Below are 23,212 nucleotides of genomic sequence, written 5' to 3' on the forward strand. Positions count from 1 at the left end.
AAAGGCAAAAACATGACTTATAAAATTAAAAAAATAAACCGTGGTGTTGAAAGAAGAGATTATACAAAAGTTTCTGGAGATTTAGCATTACCTAACTTGATCGCAATTCAAACAGAAACATTTGATTGATTTAAAGAAACAGGAATTCAAGAAGTATTTGATGAATTTTTCCCATTAAGTCAAAATGATGGAAAAAACATTTTTACAATCAATAAATGAATTATTGGTAATTTAAACATGTCAATTAATGAAGCAAAAGAGAGATCAAAAATATTTGATGCTCCAATTTTGGCTGAAGCTTCATTATTTGTTAACTTAGAAGACGAAGAAATCTTTTTACCAGAAGGTAAATTTGACGAGAAAAAAGTTGTTATCGAATGAATTACTGATAAATATGGTGCAACAGGGATTAAATTAGAATCTCAAAATGAAAAAACATATTCATTTACATACCAACATAAAACAACTAAAAAAGAAAAATTCAACGAAGAAAAAAACAAAGAATTATATGGACACTTTTTTGGTAATGAATTAAAAATGAATGAAGATGACATGATCATCATTACTATTAAAGAAACTAAAGAAGATAAAATTATTGCCGATGTAAACATCATCAAAAAAGGAATCATTTTCTTAGGTGATTTCCCAATGATGACAGATTCAGGAACATTCATTATTAATGGATCACAAAAAATTGTTGTTTCTCAATTAGTTAGATCACCTGGAACTTACTTTAATAAAACTCTTAACCGTAAAAATGGTGAGATGATTTATTCTGCTGATATTATTCCTGCTCGTGGTACATGATTGGAATTTGAAACTGAAACTAAGAAAAATTCAGAGACTAATGACGCATCACTTATGGTGAGAATTGATAAATCAAGAAAAACCACTGCTACTTCTTTACTAACAACTTTAGGAATTAAAAAAGAAGAAATTTTAGATATTTTTGGAAATGATTTAATTTTAACAAACTCATACTCTCAAGATAATTTAACAGATAACTGAGAATTTGATTTTGAAAACCAAGTTCGTGAAATTTATAAAAAAATTAAACAAGACGAAATTGCTACAACTGAAGGTGCTACAAAATACATTTACGGTTTATTATTCGATAAACGTAAATACGATTTAACAAAAGCTGGAAGATTTAAATTAAATCAAAAACTAGCAATCAAAAACAGAATTTTAGGAAAAACAATTGCTGAAGATATTGTTGATGCTAAAGGTAATGTTTTAGTTGCAAAAGATACTTTAGTTGTTAAATCAAACATTAAAGAAATCGCCACAGCTTTAGAAGGTAAAGTTATGGTTAAGACAATTAATTTCTCTGCAGGAATTAATGGTGCTAACCAAGTTCAAACTTTAAAATTATATAAAGATAATGATTTAAAATCAGAAACTGTTACTTTAGTTGGAAATATATCAACAACAACTGACGAATTTGTAACCGTGCCAGATATTTTAGCAACAATTTCATATGGAATTGAATTAGATAACGGAATTGGTGAAATCGATGATATCGATCACTTAGGTAACCGTCGTGTTAGAACAACTGGTGAATTATTACAAAATCAATTCAGAATTGGTTTAGCTCGTATTGAGAAAAATATTAAAGATAAATTAACTACAAATGACTTATTTAAATTAAAGGCATCAACTGTAATTAATAACAAACCATTAACTTCTGTAATTGGTGAGTTCTTTAACTTATCTCAACTATCACAATTCATGGATCAAATTAACCCATTATCAGAATTAACAAACAAACGTAGATTAACAGCATTAGGTCCTGGTGGACTTTCAAGAGAACGTGCTGGATTAGAAGTTCGTGACGTTCACCCTTCACATTATGGAAGAATTTGTCCGATTGAAACTCCAGAAGGACCAAACATCGGTCTTATTAACAACTTATCAACTTATGCAGCCGTTAACGAATACGGTTTCATTACAACTCCATACAGAAAAGTTGAAAATGGTTTAATCTTAAATGATGAAATCGTTCACTTAACAGCTGATGAAGAAAAAGACTTTATTATTGCTCAAGCAAACGTTGAAAAAGATGGAGATACAATTTTAATTCCTCATGGGGAAATGGGAATTGTTTCTCGTTATAAAGGTGATGATTACATCGCTGCAATTAACGAAATTGATTACATCGACGTTTCACCAAAACAAATCGTATCAGTAGCTACATCAGCTATTCCTTTCTTAGAACACGATGATGCTAACCGTGCCTTGATGGGAGCAAACATGCAACGTCAAGCTGTACCTTTAATTAATCCTGAATCTCCAATTGTTGGAACAGGTATTGAATTTGAAGCTGCGCGTGACTCAGGATCTGCTGTAGTTGCTTTAGAAGATGGTGTTGTTAAATACGTTGACTCAACAAGAATTACTGTTGAATCAAAAAACGGATCAAAAACATATACATTATCTAATTGAGAAAGATCAAACAATGGATCAGCTATTGTTCAATCATCAATTGTTAAAGTTGGTGACAAAGTAAAAGCTGGAGAAATTATTGCTGATGGTCCTTCAATGGATAAAGGTGAATTAGCTATCGGTCAAAACGTTGTTGTTGCCTTTTCAACATACAACGGTTACAACTTCGAGGACGCGATTATCATGTCTGAAAGAGTTGTGATGGAAGATAGATTTACATCAGTTCACATTGATGAATATACAATCGAAATCAGAAATACAAAACAAGGTGCTGAAGAAGTAACAAGTGAAATTCCAAACGTTTCAGAACAAGCTAAAAAATTCTTAGACGAAGATGGTATTGTTAGAATCGGAACTGAAGTTAAAGTTGGAGATATTTTAGTTGGTAAAGTTACACCAAAAGGTCAAGCTCAACAATTATCACCAGAAGATAAATTATTACAAGCAATTTTTGGTGACAAATCTAAACATGTTAAAGATAGTTCATTAAAAGTACCAAATGGTGGTGAAGGAATTGTTCAAGCAGTTAAACGTTTCAAAGTTGAAGATGGTTATGATGATTTAGGAGCTGATGTAATCGAAAAAGTTATTGTTTACATCGTTCAAAAACGTAAAATCCAAGAAGGTGATAAAATGTCTGGACGACACGGAAATAAAGGTATTATTTCTCGTATCTTACCAATTGAAGACATGCCTCACTTAGAAGACGGAACACCAGTTGACATTATGTTAAACCCACAAGGGGTTCCATCACGTATGAATATTGGTCAAATTTTAGAAATTCACTTAGGTATGGCTGCTCAAAAACTTGGTTTAAAAATTAATACACCAGTATTTGAAGGTTTAAATGAAGAAGAATTAAAAGATATCATGGCAGAAGCTGGAATGACAAACTTTGGTAAAGTTAACTTAATCGATGGTCAAACTGGAGAAATGATTGACAAACCAATTTCAGTTGGTGTAATGTACATGTTGAAACTATCACACATGGTTGATGATAAATTACATGCACGTAACGTAGGACCATACTCATTAATTACTCAACAACCATTAGGAGGTAAAGCTCAAAATGGTGGACAACGTTTCGGAGAAATGGAAGTTTGAGCATTAGAAGCTTATGGAGCTGCACATACATTGAGAGAAATCTTAACAATTAAATCAGATGATATTAAAGGTCGTTCAAAAACTTATGAAGCTATTGTTAGATCAAAACGTTTACCTGAACCAGGAATTCCTGAATCATTCAACGTTCTAACAAAAGAAATTATGGGATTAGGATTCGATATGTACATGATTGATGATGAAGGAAACAAAATCGCAATTAATGCATACGATGACATTGAATCAGATGATTTAGAATTAGATAGTGATTACCAATCAAATGATACATTTTCTATCGGTGAAAAAATGGAAATTGAATTTGAGGAAATGGTAATCGTATCTGATGAAGAAATTAATCAAGATTTTGAAAACGAAGTAGAATAGTAGGAGAGGGAAATAAAGATGGCATTTAACAAAAACAAAAAAGCTATTAAGATTGAACTATCAAGTGCTGATAGAATTAAATCTTGATCAAAAGCATATAGTTCAAATCCTCAATTAGTAAGTAAAATTGTTGAACATAATGAAAAAGTTAGAGCTAATCTTGCTTCAATTAGAGCAAGACAAGCTATAGCTGATGATTTTTTACCAGAAGATTTACAATTAAAACAATTACCAGGAGAAGTTTCAAAACCTGAAACAATTAACTATAAAACTCTTAAACCAGAAAAAGATGGTCTATTTGATGAAAGAATTTTCGGACCAACTAAAAACTTCGAGTGTGCTTGTGGTAAATACAAAAAAGCTAACCCAATGAACAAAGGTAAAATTTGTGATAAATGTGGTGTGGAATTAACTGAATCAATCGTAAGACGTGAAAGAATGGGATTTATTGAATTAGAAGTTCCAGTAACTCACATCTGAATGTTGAAAGTATCTCCTTCAAGAATTTCTTCAATTTTAGATTTAAAAACTAAAGAATTAGAAGAAGTTGTATACTTCGTTTCACACATTGTATTAGAAACTGGAGACACTAACTTTAATGTAAAAGACATTTTAGATTTAGGTGGATCAAAATCAATTAAAACTCGTGAAAACATTAAAAAAGAAATTGATAACGTTGTTTCATTAATTAAAGAACAATTCGATGAAGAACATAGAGATTACAAAAAAGCAAATAGATTATTAGCTGAATTATTAAATACTAATATTCCATTTTCAATTGATGAAGCATGTGCTTTAATCTCTAAATATACTGGTGCTAAATTTGGTATTGGTGCTGAAGCTATTGAATACTTATTGAAAAAAATAGATTTAGAAGCAGAAATCAAAGCATTAAGAGCTGATTTAGAAACTAAAAAAGAATCAAGTGATCAATCTAAATCTTTAAAACGTTTAGAAGTTTTAGATTCATTATTTAGATCAAATCAAAAACCAGAATGAATGATTTTAAGAACTATTCCGGTTATCCCACCAGATATCAGACCAATCATTCAATTAGATGGTGGTAGATTTACTACTTCTGAAATCAATGATTTATACAGAAGAATTATTATTAGAAATGAACGTCTTAAAAAAGTTAAAGAAATGGGTGCACCATCAATCATTATCAATAACGAAAAACGTATGTTACAAGAAGCTGTTGATGCTTTATTAGATAATGAACGTAAACCAAGACCAGTTCAAAACAAAGACAAACGTGCTTTAAAATCATTAACATCAATCTTAAAAGGAAAACAAGGACGTTTCCGTCAAAACCTTTTAGGTAAACGTGTTGATTACTCAGGGCGTTCAGTTATTGCTATTGGACCAGATTTAAAAATGTATGAAGCTGGATTACCAAAAGAAATGGCAATCGTATTATTCAAACCATTCTTAATTAAGTGATTACAAGAACATGATATGGCTGAAAACGTTAAAGTTGCAGAAAAAATGATTCAACAAAACGATCCAGCAGTATGACATGCTTTAGAAGAAGTTATTGTTGAAAGACCAGTTTTATTAAACCGTGCTCCAACACTTCACCGTTTAGGAATTCAAGCATTTGAACCAAAATTAGTTAAAGGGAAAGCAATTCGTTTACACCCATTAGTAACTACAGCTTTCAATGCCGATTTCGATGGGGACCAAATGGCTGTTCACGTTCCAATTACAAAAGAAGCAATCGCTGAAGCGCGTGCTCTAATGTTGGGGTCAAATGCAATTTTAGGACCAAAAGATGGAAAAGCTATTGTTACTCCTGGTCAGGATATCATTTTAGGTAATTACTATGTAACTACAGAAGAAAAAGATGTTGAAGGTCAAGGAATGATGTTTGCAAATCCTCAAGAAGCAATTACAGCATACGATAACAAAGTTATTAACTTAAATGCACTAGTTGGTCTTGCAGTATCATCATTATCAAGTAAGAAATTTACTGATGAACAAAAAGAAAAATATTTAATCACAACAGTTGGTAAGATATTATTCAACCAAATATTTAATGAAGAATTCCCATGAATTAATGGCCCTGCAATTAATACTGCAAAAGATGCAATCGTAAATGATTTATATGATTTTAATGTTGATATCAATGAAGCAATTTCTAAATCAACTTTAAAACAACCAATCAAGAAAAAAGAATTATCATTAATTATTGAAAAATACTTTAATGAATATGGTTCAAGAGCTACAGCTGAAATGTTAGATAACATGAAAGACTTAGGGTTCTTATTCTCAACTAAATCAGGAGTAACAATTTCTGCTGGTGACGTTATTGCTTATGAAGCAAAAGAAGAAAAATTTGAAGCAGCTGATCAAAAAGTAGCTCAAATTATTCAATTCTACAAAGAAGGTATGTTAACAGCTTCTGAGAAAAAACGTCGTGTAATCGAAGTTTGATCAAAAGTTAAAGATGAAGTTCAAAAAGAACTTGAGACAGTATTGCGTAAAGACCCTAAAAACCCAGTATTCGTGATGGCGGATTCTGGAGCTCGTGGTAACGTATCTAACTTCACTCAACTTGTAGGTATGCGTGGACTTATGAACGATACAAAAGGGGATATTAAAGAAATTCCGATTAAATCATCATTCCGTGAAGGTTTAACAGTTTCTGAATACTTCGTTTCTACCCATGGTGCTCGTAAAGGTATGGCTGATATTGCCTTAAAAACTGCCGATTCAGGTTACTTAACACGTCGTTTAGTTGATGTATCACAAGAAATTGTTGTTAATAATGATGATTGTTTAACTCAAGAAGGTTACCCAGTTAAAGCAATTATTGATACAAAACACGATAATACAATCGTCCCATTAAAAGATCGTTTAAATGGTCGTTTCACTTTCGAAGATATCAATGATGCTCAAGGAAACTTAATTGTTGCTAAAAATACATTAATTACAAATGAAATTGCAAATGCTATCGTTGCTGCTGGAATTGAAATTGTAAATATTCGTTCAGTTTTAACATGTGAACAACCAAAAGGTGTTTGTCAAATGTGTTACGGACGTAACTTAGCAACAGGTGCATTAGTTGAAAAAGGTGAACCTGTTGGGGTTGTGGCTGCTCAATCAATTGGGGAACCCGGAACTCAACTTACAATGCGTAACTTCCATACCGGAGGGGTTGCTGGTAATGCCGATATTACTCAAGGGTTACCACGTATTAAAGAATTATTAGACGTAACAACACCAAAAGGTGCAGTTGCTATTATTTCTCAAGAAGATGGAATTATCAGTGATATTCAAGATAACGAAGGTGTTTACACAATCGTTGTTGGAGATAGACTTTACAAAACTGAATTTAATGCTGTTTTAAGAGTTGAAAAAGGTCAATCAGTTGCTAAAGGACAAAAATTAACTGAAGGTGCAGTTGACTTAAATGAATTATTAAAATTTGGTGGAAGAGTTGCAGTTCAAAATTACATTCTTAAAGAAGTACAAAAAGTTTATCGTTTACAAGGTATTGAAATTTCAGATAAATATATTGAAATCATTATTAAACAAATGTTAAACAAAATTAGAATTACAGATGGTAAAAAAACTGATTTATTACCCGGAGAAATTATTACTATCCAAGCTTACCACAGAATGACAGAAGGAATGGCTAATGAAGCTAAACCTACATTCGAAGAACTAATCTTTGGTATTAAAAAAGCTCCTCTAGAATCAGAATCATGATTATCATCAGCTTCATTCCAAGATACAGCTAGAGTATTAACAAAAGCTATTATTAGAGGTAAAGAAGATAAACTTGAAGGATTAAAAGAAAATATCATGTTAGGAAACTTAATTCCTGCAGGTACAGGATTAACAGGAACTGAAAAAGTTGAAGAAACTGCTGATCTATACAACAAAAATAGATATTAATAATCTTATAAAATAACCTACGGGTTATTTTTTTTATAAAAAAAAGCACCTTTAATAAGGTGTGTGATCAAATAAATTTTACCATGAAAAATCTTCTCAAATTGATAACAATTTAAATTAAAAAAAACATAAAAATTCATTTAAAAAAAATTAATTATTAAAGTATAATTTTAAAAATAAAAAGAGGGAGAGAAAATGGAAAATTGATATATTCACTTTTTATCAGAATTTGTAGGTAGTTTCTTACTTGTTTTGATCGGGAGTTCAATGATGCTAAATTTGTTCTTAAAAGGAACTTTAGCATATAAAGAAAAACCAAGCAGTCTTCACATTGCTTTTGGTTGAGCATCGGCTGTTGTTGTTGCAGTTGTTGTTGGTCTAATGATTGGTGGCAGATCACATATAAATTTTGCAATTACGATTGTTTATATTATAAGCGGTTGAGAAAATGAAGTTGGACCATACTGAATGATACCTGTATATTTTGCTGCACAAGCAGCAGGTTTCACATTAGGATATGCAATTGTTACATTATTGTATTTTTCAAAAATGAAAGAAAATGCCAAAGAAGGACTTGGAAAAATGTTAATTGTTGGTTATGCTAGTGGAACAACTAGCAAATCAAAAGTAATAGCTGGGTTAAATGAATTTATAAGTATGTTTATATTCTTAATAGCATTCGTATTTATGATTGGAAACTATAATAATATATTAGCTCCAGGAGTATCGTTTATATTCTTATTTATCATAGTCCTAGCAATAAGTTTTGCGTTTTCATCAATGACTACATCAGGAATTAATCCTATAAAAGATTTGGTTGGAAGAACATTCCACCATGCTTTAAAAATAGAGGGAAAAGGAAGTTCTAATTGATCATTTGCTTGAATTCCAGTTACTTTTACAATGCTTGCAGGTGTGGTTGTAGGGATAGGATTAAAATTTTTAGGATAACTTAGGTTGTCTTTTTTTATTTTTAATGCAAAATAAAAAATGAGTAATATTACTTGTTAAGGAGAAAAATGTACAAGATAAATAATGATGAAATCAAACTTTTAATTTCAGATGTTGATGGAACTTTATTTGAAGAAGCGCGTTATGGAGCGATTCCAAGTAGAGATAAAAAAGTTTTAGGAGATTTTATTTCTAAAGGTAACTATTTTATGTTAAATACTGGTAATTTACCATTTATGATGGAAAATCTTTTTATTAATTTTGTTGGGAAAATTAATAATCAAACAAAATATATAATTGGGTCAAATGGAAATATTATCAAAAATTATTTAACTGGTGATGTGACTACTAATATGAATTTTGATAATCAAACCTTAAAAACAATAGTTGATGTTTGCAAGAAAAATAATTGACAATATGACATTACTGGTGAAAATGGAGAAGTTTGATACTTTTCTGAAACTTCATTTTTAGAAATGTATGTTGAAGTTACAAAAGCTGATCGAAAGCATTTTTTTCTACTAGATGAAGAAATGCTTTCTAATATAAATAATTCACCAAAAGTTACACTACAAAATACTAAAGGGACTTCTAATGAAGAAGTTGAAAGACAATTTAAAGAATCAGGAATTAATGTTGAGATTGTTTGATGAAATGATCATGGTTTAGATTTAATGCCAGGAAGAATTGATAAATTTTTAGGTATTAAAAAAATAGTAGAAATCATTAATAAAGAAGAAGGAAAAAATTTAACTTTAAATAATGTTGTTTATTTTGGTGATCAACACAATGATAAAGAAGTGTTTAAAAATCTTAAATATGCAATTGCGATGGATAATGCAATTGATGAAATTAAAGAACTTGCATATGAAATCACAGATTCTGTAAACGATGGTGGTGTTTGAAGATACATGGAAAAAATTAAAGTTAATTAAAATAAAAAAATAAATCTACTACTTTAAAAGTGTGGATTTATTTTTGTTCTAATTAAAGTTTTGAATTCCATCATTCAAAACGAAGACGTTATCATATCCTGCTTTCCTCATTTTTGAAGCAACTAAAGAACTACGATTACCATAATTGCAAATCGTTATTAATTTTGTGTTTTTATCAGGAAACAAATTTGAAAACTGAGTTAATAATTTATCATAAGTAATATTAATAGCACCATCATATGTTTTAAAAGCAGAGAGTTCATATGGACTTCTGACGTCAACCACTATTCATCCTTGATTTACCAAATTTTTAAATTCTTGATTATTGATTCTCATAAAGCACCTCTTCAAATTTATTCTATTACATTATTTTTTATAAAAACAATTTTTGTATTTATTAAGTAAACATTTAAATGTAAAATCATTAAAGATTAAGGCGGTTAAAATGGAAAAAATATATATATCAAGTGACCACACTGGTGTGGAAATGAAATTAGCTATTGCTGATCATTTAAAAACAAAGGGATACGAAGTTATTATAATGGGAAATAGTGATGCAACTGCTTGTAGTTATGCAAATAATGGTATTGAACTTGCTGAAGCTGTTGTTTCAAATAAAGGATCATTAGGAATTGCAATTTGTGGAACTGGAGTTGGAATTAGTATTGCAGCTAACAAAGTAAAAGGTGCTAGAGCTGGATTGGTTTATGAAACACAAACAGCTGAATTAATTAGACAACATAATAATGCTAATATATTAGCGACTGGTGCTAGATTAATAGCTGTTGATAAAGCAATCAAATTAGTTGATATCTTTTTATCAACACCATTTGAAGGTGGAAGACACCAAGAAAGAGTTGAGGTTATAGATAACTATGAATAAAAATATTGCTAAAATGTTAAATAAAGAGTTGAATAGACAACAAACTCATATTGAATTAATTGCTTCTGAAAACTATGTTTCAGAAGCAGTGCTATCATGTAATGGTTCAATTTTTACAAATAAATATGCTGAAGGATATCCTGGTAAAAGATATTATGGAGGTTGTGAATTTATTGATGAAGTCGAATCAATGGGAATTGAATTAGCAAAGAAAATTTTTAATGCTGATCATGCAAATTTACAACCACATTCTGGTTCACAAGCCAACGAAGCTGCATATAGAACACTTTTAGAAAAAGGAGATAAAATTGTAGCAATGAGTCTTGATGCGGGTGGTCACTTAACTCATGGTTTCCATATTAACTTTTCGGGAAATGATTACGATTTTAAACACTATGGTGTTAATAAAGAAACAGAACAATTAGATTTTGATGAAATTGAAGCAGTTGTTAAATCTCATAAACCAAAATTGATTGTTGCTGGTGCTAGTGCTTATTCAAGAGCAATTGATTTTAAAAAATTCAGAGAAATTGCTGATAAATATAATGCTATGTTAATGGTTGATATGGCACATATTGCAGGATTAGTTGCTGCTGGTGTTCACCAAAATCCAGTTGAGTATGCTGATATTGTAACTACAACAACACATAAAACTTTACGTGGTGCACGTGGTGGAATGATTTTATGTAAAGCACAATATGCTAAAAAATTAGACTCTATAGTTTTCCCTGGAATTCAAGGTGGACCACTAGAAAATCAAATCGCTGGTAAAGTTCAAGCATTATTTGAAGCTGACACAAAAGCATTTAAAAAATATGGTAAACAAGTTGTTGCTAATGCGAAGGCTTTTGCTAGTGCTTTAGAAAAAGAAGGTTTAAGAATTATTGCTGGAGGAACTGACAATCATTTATTGACTTTTGAAGTTAAAAAAACTTTAGGTTTAACAGGTAAAAAAGCAGAAAACATTCTTGAATCAATTGGAATTGTTACAAACAAAAATATGATTCCATTCGATGAAGAAAAACCATTCTATACATCTGGTGTTAGAGTTGGAACACCAGCAATGACAACACGTGGTTTTAAAGAAAAAGAATTTGAACAAGTAGCATCAATCATTGTTAGAGCTTTAAAAGACTCAAGCGAAAAAAATCTTAAAGCACTTTCAAAAGAAGTTGAAAAAATTTGTTTAAAATTTCCGATTTACGAAAAAATTAGTTATTAATAAAATTCGGTTTAAGCCGAATTTTTTGTTTTATCATTTATAATGAACTTGAATAGATTAAAAGAGGTGTATCGATGATTAATGAAGATTTTATTTTAAGAATGAAAGATCTTAGTTCTAAAACTTATGATACGATTGAAAGTTCAATATATAAAGGAATTATTGATAATACAAAAGAAATAATTAACGGAATGACTTTAGAAGAATTTGCAAAAGCTTGTTTTACTTCAAAACCAACGATTTTAAAATTTTGTAAAAATATTGGATTATCAGGCTATTCAGAGCTTAGATATAAAATAAGATCATCAGACTCTAGTAAAGATGCAATTTTTACTGAATTAAACATATCTAAGGATTATAATAATGAATCTTTTAAATCTAAATATATTGAAATAGTTAAAAAATATGCAGACTATTCATCTGATTGATTTGATAATAATCAAGAAGAAGTGGATAAAATAATTAATCAAATAAACGAAGGCGGAATAATTTATATTTATGCTAGTAATCTTGCATACAGTTCTTCAAGAAATTTTTTTCAGAAGATGATTTGAGGAAGTAAATTTGTTGTTTTAGAAAACGACATTACGCTATTTGAAAGTTTCATAAATCAAAGTAAAGAAAACGATATATTTATAATGATTTCACTATCTGGTAAAAATCCGCAAACAAAACAATTGATAAATGCGATAAATGGGAAAAGAAAAGTATTTGGTATATTAGGTCCTCACAATATTTCACAAGATAAATTGTGAACACAAATTTTAGTTCCGCAATGAGAAAATAAACTTTGAGATAATTATTCGGTTAGAGGACAATTATTAATTAACTTATTTGATATATTGCACTTTGAAATCTTTAATAAAATTTAAAACAACTTTACCATAGTAAAGTTGTTTTACTATGTTATATTGTATTAGGTAAAACAAAATTGTAATTTACAATGTAGTTAGAATTATATTAGGAGGTATAAAATATGATTTTAAATTTTAACGAAAATGAATTAAAAGAGAATAATTCATTCAACACACTAAATGAAATTTGTCATCAACCTATGGTTTGAAGTAAAGTTTCTGATTTAGTAAAACAAAATTTTACAAATATTAAATCATTTGTAAAAGATAATCTTAAGAAAGATACAAAGATTATATTTACAGGGGCAGGTACCTCTGAATTTGTTGGTAACTCTATTTACAATTACTTCGTTTCCAATGGATTAAATGCTCTTTCGATTTCAACTACAGATATTACATCTAATCCATTAGATTATTTTAATGTTGATGAAGATATAATTTTGGTATCATTTGCAAGATCTGGTAATTCACCAGAATCAATCAAAACATATGAATTAGTTAACTCACTAAACATTAAAACAAAGAACGTTGTTATTACATGTAATAAAGATGGTGATTTAGCTAAAAAATGTCGACCAGATAGTGATTTACTTTTTTTACTACCAGAAGAATCTAATGATAAATCTTTTGCTATGACATCAAGTTATACAGGGATGATTCTTGCTGCACTATTAATTTTAGATATTGATAATTTTGAAAAAAATTACGAAAGTGTAAATTCTAATGCAAAAAATGTAGAGAAAAAAATAAATGAATTTTATTTAAAAATTAAAGAAATAGCAGAAATAGAAACAGAGAGATTAATCTTTTTAGGAGCATCAAACTTAAATGGTATAGCACAAGAATCACATTTAAAAGTTTTGGAATTAACAGCTGGTAAAATGGCCACATTTTTCAATTCGCCATTAGGATTTAGACATGGACCCAAATCTATATTAAATGATAAAAGTATAGTTGTCTTGTTAATGAGTAATAATGAATATTCAAGACTATACGATAAAGATTTGTTGAGAGAATTAAGTAGTCAAAAACAAATTAAAAAATTAATTACAATTGATTTTAAATTTGATAAAGAAGTGATCGAAAATTCAGATGTATCATTTAATTTTGATATTGAAAACAAAAATCAAATATTTAACGGAGTGAATTATATATTATTTGCACAACTTTATGCATTTTATAAATCTCTGAACTTTGGATTACAACCAGATAATCCATGACCATCAGGATTAGTTAATAGAGTTGTTCAGGGAGTAATACTTCACGAATACAAAAAATAAACCAAGGAGACATAAAATGGGAGCAACAGAAATATTATGCATAGTAGGAATTGTTCTTTCACTTTCTTGCATCATTGGTGGAACCATATTTTTTATTAAAAAACGTACGCATAATAAAAGAAGCGAACAAGGTTCTTTTAAAGCTACATATAGAAAAGGGACCGAAAAAACTTTTACACAAGTTTTAAGAGGTTTTCCGAACTGATTTATGTCATTAGTTATATTTGCTGGAGGAGTTATTCTATTAGCTTGTATAGCAATATTAATTTAAAAGAGAAAGGTTTTAAATATGTTAGGATTTAACAAATTAAAACGCTCGGGTTCTACTGTTACTAATAGTAGAAACGAGAGCGTAGGTAATTTGAATACTAAAAACGGTTTTAAAGCTTCAATGAGTAAAATGGGGGTTGGGTTACAAAATTTAGGTAAATCATTAATTTACCCAATTGCAGTTTTACCATTTGCTGCATTATTAAATCGTTTTGGTGCCTTAGCAATGGAATTAAATCCAATTGAAGATGGTGTTAAAAACGCTGGTTATTGAATTGGTTTCATTCTTAACACACCAGGTAAAATAGTATTTGATCAAATTGCCTTATTATTCGCAATCGGAACCGCTTTTGGTCTAAGTAAGGATCAAAGGGGTGAGGTTGCATTAGTATCGGCTGTATTGTACTTTATTCTGATGGCCTTCTTAGCACAAGGCGGACTTGCAGAATTACTATACAGTAAAGTACAAAACTTAGAAATTTATGAAAAAGTAGGAGATACTTGAGTATTAAATCAAGATTCTGGTTTATCAGGACTATTCTATGTTCCTGTGTATGAATCTGTAGATATTGGTAATGGATCTCCAGAAGCTGTTGTAACTGGAGGACAATATATCTTAAACATTGGTGTTTTAGGAGGTATTGTTTCTGGGGTTACTTCAGCTAAAATGTACAATAAATTCTCAGGAGTTAAATTGCATGCATCTCTTTCATTCTTTGGTGGAAGAAGATTTGTGCCTATGATTATTTTATTAATCTCAGTACCAATCGCATTCGCATTCGCAATTATTTGACCATGAATTCAATTTGGTTTAGTATCATTTGGAGGATTATTAGCAGAAGATTCTTGAGCTATTCCAGGTACATTTATTTATGCATTCTTAAATAGATTAGCACAACCATTTGGTGTTCACCACATCATTAACACATTCTTATGATTCCAAATGCCAATTGAAGGTAATGTAATTACTTCAATTGAAGGAAAAGTTGTACTGGATGAAAATTTCCTTAGTGCAAGTATGTGACTTGATGAAGCAATTGGAAACATTCAAAATGGATTTTCAAATGCTGGAGTTGATGCATTAAATAGAATTACAGAAAACTGAAGCACAAGTGTTCAATTTGTATATGGTGAACATGAACAAAATGCAGAACTATTTAACAAATACTTCTCATGAAAAGAAGGAATGGTTGCTGATTCACAAGGAACAATAATTCCTGGTAAAGATGGTCTATATACAGTAATGGGAGATATTAATGCTTTCCAAAAAGGATTAATATCTGGAACATTCCAAACAGGATTCTTCCCTCTATACTGAGGTGGATTAACTGGTGCTGCACTTGCTATGACAATGGCTGCACCTAAAAATAAACGTAAAGAAGTTGGAACTTTCTTCTTAGGAGTTGGTTTAGTAGCTGCTCTTACAGGAATTGATGAACCATTATTCTTCTCATTTACATTCGTAGCACCTATTTTATGAATGTATAACGCATTATTCACAGCTATATTTGCAATGGCTGGTGTTGCAATGCATATTCACGTTGGATTTGGTTTCTCAGGAGGTATGATTGACTACATCATTTCATTCATGCAAGCTTGAGGATCATGACAATGAGAATCAGTTGTTAATGGAGGAATTTACTCAATTACATCTAACCCATTATGATTATTAGCTATTGCTGCGGTAATGTTCCCAGTTTACTACTTCTCATTCTACTTCACAATCAAAAAAATGAATTTAAAAACTCCTGGTCGTGAAGAAGAATCATCTGAAGAAATAACTGTTGAATTGAAAGCTGTTGATCTCAAATCCGATGACAAATATGAAGTCATCGCACAAAATATAGCAAATATTGTTGGATTAGACAATGTTACATCTATTGGACACTGTTCAACTCGTTTACGTCTAAATGTACATGATAATAAGACAGGAACAACAGAAACATTCAGAAAGGCGGGAGCTGCTGGAGTTGTTAAAGTTGGAACTGAAGGATTACAAATCATTATTGGTACAGATGTAGAACACGTAGCTAACGCATTCCAAAAATTATATGATGAACATATAGTATTGACAAAAAACTCTGTTAAAAAAACAAAAGAATTAGCAGAAAACAAAAAATAATATAATTATTATGAAAATTATACTTCCTTGCATAGGGAGTATAATTTATTTATGGACATATTTCGTATATGAAATAATAGAAAGTTGGGTAAAAATGAAAAGCGATTTTAAAAAGGAACTTTTAAAAGCAAAAAAAGAGGGTTATGCAATTCCTGCCTTTAATTTTGATAATTTAGAAATGGCAAAAGGAATTATTGCTGCAGCAGATGAAACAAACCACCCAGTTATATTAATGGTTACAGAATCAGCTGCTAAGTATATGGGCTTAGATTTTGTTTATGAAATCGGAAGAATAGCTGTTAAAACTTCTAAAGCACCTATTTTACTTTTTTGAGATCATGGATTCGATATTGAACTAATTAAAAGAGCATGTGATAATGGGTTTGACGCGGTTATGTTAGATTCTTCAATGAAGCCATTTGATATCAATGTAAAAGAAACTATTGAAGTTGTTGAATATGCACACGCACGCGGTGTTTATGTTGAATCAGAAATTGGCCATGTTGGTGGAAAAGAAGATGATAGAGAATCTAAAGACAAAGGCTTTACAAATCCTCAAGAAGCAATTGAATTTAATAAATTAACAAAAGTGGATGCATTAGCAATTGCGGCAGGAACAAGTCACGGTCTTTTTAAATCTAAACCAGAACTACAGTATGATCTAATTGAGGAAATCGTTAATTCTATTGATACACCGGTTGTTTTACACGGATCAAGTGGAGTTCCCCACGAAGCACTACAAAAAGCTATCTCATTAGGTATTGTAAAAGTTAATATTGGAACAGATTTAAAAATTGCAAATGCAAAAGCAGTTTGTGAATGATTTGATCAAAATGAAAATGGATATGATGCAAGAAAATTTGGTCAAGCAGCAATTGATGCAGTAAAAAATGCTGCAATTGAAAAAATTAATGTATTTAAAAACATTAACTAAAACCTTAAAGACACAATGGTGTCTTTTTGTTTGTTCAAATTGTAATCAAGTCTATTATAATGACTAGAAATAATATAAAATAATAGTGGAATAATTTCTACGAAAAATTATATTTAATGGAATTATTTTTAAAATTATTTTAAAACAAGGAGAACGATATGAAAACTATTGTTATAGGAACTAATCATGCTGGTACAACAGCAACAAGAACGTTAAAACGTTTAAATCCTGAAATGGAAGTTACAACTTACGATAAAGGAGAAAACATCTCATTCTTAGGATGTGGAATCGCTTTATGAGTTAAAGGTGAAGTAAAAGACCCTCAAGGATTATTTTACGCATCACCAAAAGTTTTAGCTGAAGAAGGAATTACAGTTAAAATGGGACATGAATGAATCGGCTTAGATGCTGCTAATAAAACAGTTAAAATCAAAAATTTAGCAACAGGAGAAATCTTTGATGATAAATATGATAACTTAATTTTAGCTACAGGATCATGACCAATTATCCCACCAATTCCAGGGATTGATTTAAATGGTGTACAAATTTGTAAAAATTATACACACGCAAAAATTATTCAAGAAAAAAACTTAGACAAATCAATTAAAAAAGTTACTGTTGTTGGAGCAGGATACATTGGTGTTGAATTGGTTGAAGCTTTTGCTGAATTTGGTAAAGAGGTTACATTAATCGATGTTGCTGATAGAATTATGCCAGCATATTACGATGAAGAATTCACTTCATTAATGGAAAAACGTATGGTTGACAATGGAATTACTATGGCTTTAGGACAAATGGTTAAAGAGTTCAAAGGTAAAGATGGAAAAGTTACTCACGTTGTTACTGATAAAGGTGAAATTGCAACTGACTTTGTAATTTTCTCAGTAGGTATTAAACCACAAACTGAATTATTAAAAGGACAAGTTGAATTAAACGAACGTGGAGCAATTAAAGCAAATGATTACATGCAAACATCAGATAAAAATATTTATGCTGTTGGTGATTGTGTTGAATTATATAACATCGCAACAAATACACATGGCCCAATTGCTTTGGCAACAACTGCTGTTAGAACAGGAATTATTGCTGCAGCAAACATTGCAAACGGAAACTCATTAAAATCACCAGGATTTACAGGAGCTAACGGAATTCAAATATTTGATTTCAAAATGGCATCAGTTGGAGTATCTGTTGAAGGTGCTAAACGTATGGGTATGGAAGTTGAAGAAAAATTCTTCACAGATAATGATCGTCCAGAATTCATGTCAACAACTAAACAAGTTTGATTCAAAGTAATTTGAGACAAAAAAACACGTAGAATTGTTGGAGCTCAAATAGCATCAGAAAATAACCATACAGAAGTTATGTACATGATGGCATTAGGAATTCAAAAAGGATTAACAATTGATGAATTGCCTCTCGTTGATATTTTCTTCTTACCACACTTCAATAAACCATATAACTTTGTAACACTAGCTGGTTTAGAAGTTTTAGGACTAAACTACTTTAAAAAATAATGTTAAGTTTATTAATTTCCAACATAACAGATCCTCGTTATAATTTAGCAACAGAAGAATATTTGACTTATACTAAAAAGATAAAGAATCCAATTTTCTTTTTATGACAAAACAATAACACAATTGTTGTTGGTAGAAATCAAAACACATTTGCTGAAATAAACTTGGAGCAAGCTCAAAAAGACGAAGTAAACATCGTGCGAAGAAACACTGGAGGAGGAACGGTTTATCAAGATTTAGGAAATATTTGTTTCTCATCTATTTTCTTCAAAGATGATAAATCTTCATCTCAAGATAATTTTAAAAAAAGCCTTGAACCAATCATTCAATTTTTAAAATCAAAGAATATTAATGCACAATTTTCGGGAAGAAATGACATAGAGGTTGATGGAAAAAAAATCTCTGGAAATGCCCAACTTAAAACTAGTGAAAGAATTTTAGAACACGGAACACTATTATATGATGTAGATTTATCTAAACTTAAAAATTATTTGAATGTGGATAGAACTAAAATGGAAACTAAAAAAATATCCTCAGTGGTATCAAGAGTTACAAACATTGTTGATTTATTAAATGAAAAAAGCGATGTCAATTCTTTTAAAAATGATTTAAAAGAATTTTATAAAAATAGTGAAGAAGTTGAAGAAATTACTCTAAATAATAACGATTTAGAAAAAATTGAAGAATTGGTTGTTAAAAAATATAGTAATTGAGAGTGAACATTTGGTAAAAATGGAACTTTCAATAAAATGAATAAAATTTATATTCCAGGATTTGGATTAATTGAAATAGATATCCAAACTGAAGATGGAATTATTAAAGATATTAAGTTTTATGGTGATTTTATGGGTTATCATGGAACTGAAAAATTAGAAGCTGATTTGATCGGCAAAAACTACAGTATCCCCGTTATCAGAGAAATACTTGAATCATCTAACTTGATTGAAGTGTTTGGAGATAACGTAGATATTAATCAAATTCAAGAATTAATTTTCACATAGGAGGAAAAATGAAATATATCGGTAAATTCGATCCATTAAAAGACGAATGCGTTCGTGTAATGGATGAAAATGGAAAAATCATCAATCCAAAATTAATGCCTAAAATTTCTAATGAAAAAGTATTAGAAGCTTATAAATTAATGAATCTTTCAAGAAGACAAGATGATTTCCAAAACAAAGCACAAAGACAAGGAAGACTATTATCTTTCTTAACATCAACAGGTCAAGAAGCTACAGAAGTTGCATATGCAATGCAACTTGTTAAAGGGCTTGATTGATTTGCTCCAGCATATAGAAACAATGCTGCTTGAATTACTTTAGGAATGCCAATTCATAAAATAATGCAATATTGAGTTGGAAACGAAAATGGTGCAAAATCTCCAGATGGAATTAACTTATTACCAATTAACATCGTTATTGGATCACAATTTTCACAAGCAGCAGGAATTGCTTTTGCTGAAAAATATAAAGGTGGTAAAGGAATAGCGATGACAACTACTGGTGATGGTGGTATGTCAGAAGGTGAAACTTATGAAGCTATGAACTTTGCAAAAATTCATGAAGTTCCTTGTGTTTTCATCGCAGAAAACAACAAGTGAGCAATTTCAACACCTGTTATTGAACAAACTAAATCTTTAAATATTGCTGTTAAAGCGATTGCGTCAGGAATCCCTTCAATTAAAGTTGACGGAAACGACTTTTTTGCTTCATACGCAGTATTTGAAGAAGCGGCAAACTTTGCACGTGGTGGAAATGGTCCGGTTTTTGTTGAAGCAGACACATATAGACTTGGAGCACACTCTTCATCAGATAATCCTGATATTTACCGTGATCCAAAAGAATTTGAAGAAGCTAAAAAACGTGATCCACTACCAAGATTAAAAGCTTGATTAATGGATAACAAACTATGAACTGATGCTGACCAAGAAGCACTAGATGCAGAACAAGATAAACACATTAGAGCTGAGTTTGATTACATGGAAGCAAACAAAGATTATGATTTAAAAGATATTTTCCAATATACATATGCAGAAATGACACCACAATTAGAAGAACAATATGAAGAAGCTAAGGCTTTCTTTGAACAATACCCAGACTCAAAAGGAGGACACCACTAATGGCAGTTATTAATAATATTACAGCGGTAACAAACGCTTTAGAGGTAGCAATGGAACGTAACGATAAAGTTGTCGTTTATGGAGAAGATGCTGGTTTCGAAGGAGGAGTTTTCAGAGCTACTCAAGGTTTACAAAAAAAATTCGGAATCGAAAGATGTTTTAATGCCCCAATTTCAGAAGCAATTTTTGTTGGTGCTGCAATTGGAATGGCAATTAACGGAATGAACCCAGTTGTTGAATTACAATTTGAAGGTTTAGGAAGAGCATCATTACAAAATATCACAACACACTTGGGACGTTACAGAAACCGTACACGTGGTAAATATACTTTACCAATGGTTATTCGTACACCAATGGGTGGAGGAATTAGTGCGTTAGAACACCACTCAGAAGCTTTAGAAGCATTATATGCACATACAGCAGGTCTTAAAGTGGTTGTTCCATCAACACCTTATGATACAAAAGGTTTATTATTAGCAGCAATTGAATCACCAGATCCAGTTATTGTTATGGAACCTACAAAACTATATCGTGCTTTCAAACAAGAAGTACCAGATGGTTACTACACTGTACCAATTGGTGAAGGTTATAAAATTACAGAAGGAAACGATGTAACTATTGTAACTTATGGTGCACAAACTGTAGATTGTCAAAAAGCATTAGAAATTATCAAAGCTTCTAATCCAGAAATTTCTGCAGAATTAATTGATTTACGTACAATTTCGCCATGAGATAGAAAAATGGTATTTGAATCTGTTAAAAAAACAGGAAGATTAATTGTTGTTCATGAAGCTGTTAAATCATTCTCAGTTTCATCAGAAATTATTGCAGCAGTAAATGAAAACTGTTTCGAATATTTAAAAGCTCCTTTAGCGAGAGTTACAGGTTACGATGTAAATATTCCATTTGTACGTGGTGAAGGATATCACCAAGTAAATCCACAAAAAATTGCTGAACAAATTAAAAAAACAGTAGGATTTAAATTTTAAAGAAAGGGAGAATATATGTTTAAAGTAAAATTCGCAGACATCGGTGAAGGATTAACTGAAGGAAAAGTAACTGAAGTTTTAGTTAAAGTCGGTGATTCAGTTAAAATGGGAGATTCATTATTCCATGTTGAAACTGATAAAGTAAATTCAGAAATTCCTGCACCAGTTGATGGTAAAGTTGCTGAAATATTGGTAAAAGCTGATGAAGAAATAAAAGTAGGGCAAGTTGTTTTTATTATTGATGACGGATCAAAATCTACTGAAGATGTTGTTTCTAAAGAAAAACCAGTTGAAGTAGTTAAAGAAGAAAATGCTTCAGTTGTTGGATCGACTCCAGTTTCAAATGATGTAATTGTTAGAAATATTCCATCAGTTAATGAAGAAAAATCTTCAGGAGTAATCAAAGCATCTCCTTTAGCAAGAAAAGTGGCAGCTGAGTTAGGTATTGATTTATCTAAAGTAACTGCTTCAGGACCTAATGGAAGAATTTTAGTAGCTGATATAAAAGGTGGTTCAACTACTGCATCAACTACTGAAAAAACTAACACAGTTTCTCCATCGCCAGTATTTACAGATGGTCATAATTTCGAAGAACCATTTACATTTGAATCTAAACCTATGAATGGTATTAGAAAAGCAACTATGAAAGCAATGACATACTCATCAAATTTCAATGCTGCATTTACTGGTATGAGAAACATGGACATTACAGAAACATTTGATTTCCGTGGTCAATTAAAAGATGTAGCAGCATCACGTGGAATTAAATTAACATATTTAGCTTTCATCGTTAAAGCAACAGCTACAGCTTTAAAAGAGATGCCAAATATGAATGTTAGAATTGATTTAGAAAACAACGCAATTCAATATGTTAAAAATATTAACATCGGAGTAGCTGTTGATACACCAGATGGTTTAATGGTTCCTGTAATTAAAGGTGTTGATAAAATGTCTGTATTCCAAATTGCAAATAAAATTACTGAATTAGCTGATAAAGCACGTAACAAAAAACTTTCAATGAAAGAAATGAGTGAAGGAACAGTAACTATTTCAAACTTCGGAAGTGTTGCTTTAGATTATGCAACACCAATCATAAACTCACCAGAGTCATTAATTATTGGTGTTGGTAACATGACTAAAACACCAACATATATTGGTGAAAATGTAGTTCCAAGATATATTATGCCGTTTTCAGCAACAGCTGATCACAGAATTATTGACGGAGCAGATGTAGGAAGATTGTTAGATAAAATTTCTAAACAACTTTCAAACCCAATTATGTTATTGGTATAGAAAAAGGGAG

17 protein-coding genes are annotated in these 23,212 nt (G+C 30.5%); 16 read left to right on the plus strand and 1 reads right to left on the minus strand.

The genetic code is table 4. From position 1 onward, the window contains the following. Window positions 1–12 precede the first annotated feature (12 nt). The 4 genes from rpoB to T347_RS0101265 all read left to right on the plus strand — a co-directional run bounded on the left by rpoB (window position 13) and on the right by T347_RS0101265 (window position 9,719). Window positions 13–3,930, plus strand: a complete 3,918-nt coding sequence (gene rpoB, locus T347_RS0101250) for a DNA-directed RNA polymerase subunit beta (protein WP_031542461.1) — start codon at window positions 13–15, stop codon at window positions 3,928–3,930. An 18-nt stretch (window positions 3,931–3,948) separates the two neighbouring features. Beyond that, window positions 3,949–7,833 (plus strand): DNA-directed RNA polymerase subunit beta', encoded by a 3,885-nt coding sequence (gene rpoC, locus T347_RS0101255; RefSeq protein WP_036228380.1) that lies wholly within the window; start codon window positions 3,949–3,951, stop codon window positions 7,831–7,833. A gap of 195 nt (window positions 7,834–8,028) precedes the next feature. Beyond that, window positions 8,029–8,784, plus strand: a complete 756-nt coding sequence (locus T347_RS0101260) for an aquaporin (protein ID WP_031542463.1) — start codon at window positions 8,029–8,031, stop codon at window positions 8,782–8,784. 68 nt (window positions 8,785–8,852) lie between these two features. Next, window positions 8,853–9,719, plus strand: coding sequence for an HAD hydrolase family protein (locus T347_RS0101265; protein ID WP_031542464.1), 867 nt, complete (start codon window positions 8,853–8,855; stop codon window positions 9,717–9,719). 48 nt (window positions 9,720–9,767) lie between these two features. Here T347_RS0101265 and T347_RS0101270 read toward each other — a convergent pair whose 3' ends face one another. Next, complete coding sequence (locus tag T347_RS0101270) at window positions 9,768–10,055, minus strand: rhodanese-like domain-containing protein (protein WP_031542465.1); 288 nt, start codon at window positions 10,053–10,055, stop codon at window positions 9,768–9,770. Window positions 10,056–10,164: 109 nt separating this feature from the next. On the opposite strand from T347_RS0101270, the gene rpiB reads away from it, so the two are divergent. The 12 genes from rpiB to T347_RS0101335 all read left to right on the plus strand — a co-directional run bounded on the left by rpiB (window position 10,165) and on the right by T347_RS0101335 (window position 23,202). Next, window positions 10,165–10,602: a ribose 5-phosphate isomerase B gene (rpiB, locus tag T347_RS0101275; protein ID WP_031542467.1), complete on the plus strand. Its 438-nt coding sequence runs from the start codon at window positions 10,165–10,167 to the stop codon at window positions 10,600–10,602. Beyond that, entirely contained in the window at window positions 10,595–11,824 is a 1,230-nt protein-coding gene (locus T347_RS0101280; RefSeq protein WP_031542469.1) for a serine hydroxymethyltransferase, read from the plus strand. Before rpiB ends, T347_RS0101280 begins: the two co-directional genes overlap by 8 nt. A 74-nt stretch (window positions 11,825–11,898) precedes the next feature. Beyond that, window positions 11,899–12,696 (plus strand): MurR/RpiR family transcriptional regulator, encoded by a 798-nt coding sequence (locus tag T347_RS0101285; protein WP_031542471.1) that lies wholly within the window; start codon window positions 11,899–11,901, stop codon window positions 12,694–12,696. Window positions 12,697–12,800: 104 nt separating this feature from the next. Continuing rightward, a complete protein-coding gene (locus T347_RS0101290) occupies window positions 12,801–13,958 on the plus strand; it encodes an SIS domain-containing protein (protein WP_031542474.1) in 1,158 nt (385 codons plus the stop codon). Between the two features lie 16 nt (window positions 13,959–13,974). Further along, window positions 13,975–14,229, plus strand: a complete 255-nt coding sequence (locus tag T347_RS0101295; RefSeq protein ID WP_031542477.1) for a hypothetical protein — start codon at window positions 13,975–13,977, stop codon at window positions 14,227–14,229. A gap of 18 nt (window positions 14,230–14,247) precedes the next feature. Next, window positions 14,248–16,350 (plus strand): PTS transporter subunit EIIC, encoded by a 2,103-nt coding sequence (locus tag T347_RS03790; RefSeq protein ID WP_051636005.1) that lies wholly within the window; start codon window positions 14,248–14,250, stop codon window positions 16,348–16,350. 94 nt (window positions 16,351–16,444) lie between these two features. Then, window positions 16,445–17,284, plus strand: a complete 840-nt coding sequence (locus T347_RS0101310) for a class II fructose-bisphosphate aldolase (protein WP_031542479.1) — start codon at window positions 16,445–16,447, stop codon at window positions 17,282–17,284. Window positions 17,285–17,442: 158 nt separating this feature from the next. Further along, on the plus strand, window positions 17,443–18,801 hold the full coding sequence (locus T347_RS0101315) for an FAD-dependent oxidoreductase (protein WP_031542483.1): 1,359 nt from the start codon (window positions 17,443–17,445) through the stop codon (window positions 18,799–18,801). Beyond that, the gene (lplA, locus tag T347_RS0101320; RefSeq protein ID WP_031542485.1) at window positions 18,801–19,802 is read left to right on the plus strand and encodes a lipoate--protein ligase; all 1,002 of its coding nucleotides are present in this window, start codon (window positions 18,801–18,803) and stop codon (window positions 19,800–19,802) included. The genes T347_RS0101315 and lplA overlap by 1 nt, the downstream gene beginning before the upstream one ends. A gap of 8 nt (window positions 19,803–19,810) precedes the next feature. After that, a complete protein-coding gene (pdhA, locus tag T347_RS0101325; protein WP_031542487.1) occupies window positions 19,811–20,920 on the plus strand; it encodes a pyruvate dehydrogenase (acetyl-transferring) E1 component subunit alpha in 1,110 nt (369 codons plus the stop codon). Further along, window positions 20,920–21,909, plus strand: coding sequence for an alpha-ketoacid dehydrogenase subunit beta (locus T347_RS0101330; RefSeq protein WP_031542489.1), 990 nt, complete (start codon window positions 20,920–20,922; stop codon window positions 21,907–21,909). Before pdhA ends, T347_RS0101330 begins: the two co-directional genes overlap by 1 nt. A gap of 15 nt (window positions 21,910–21,924) precedes the next feature. After that, complete coding sequence (locus tag T347_RS0101335; RefSeq protein ID WP_031542492.1) at window positions 21,925–23,202, plus strand: dihydrolipoamide acetyltransferase family protein; 1,278 nt, start codon at window positions 21,925–21,927, stop codon at window positions 23,200–23,202. Window positions 23,203–23,212 lie beyond the last annotated feature (10 nt).

The sequence above is a fragment of the Mesoplasma photuris ATCC 49581 genome (genome assembly GCF_000702725.1).
GTDB classification, from domain to species: Bacteria; Bacillota_I; Bacilli_A; order Mycoplasmatales; family Mycoplasmataceae; genus Tullyiplasma; species Tullyiplasma photuris.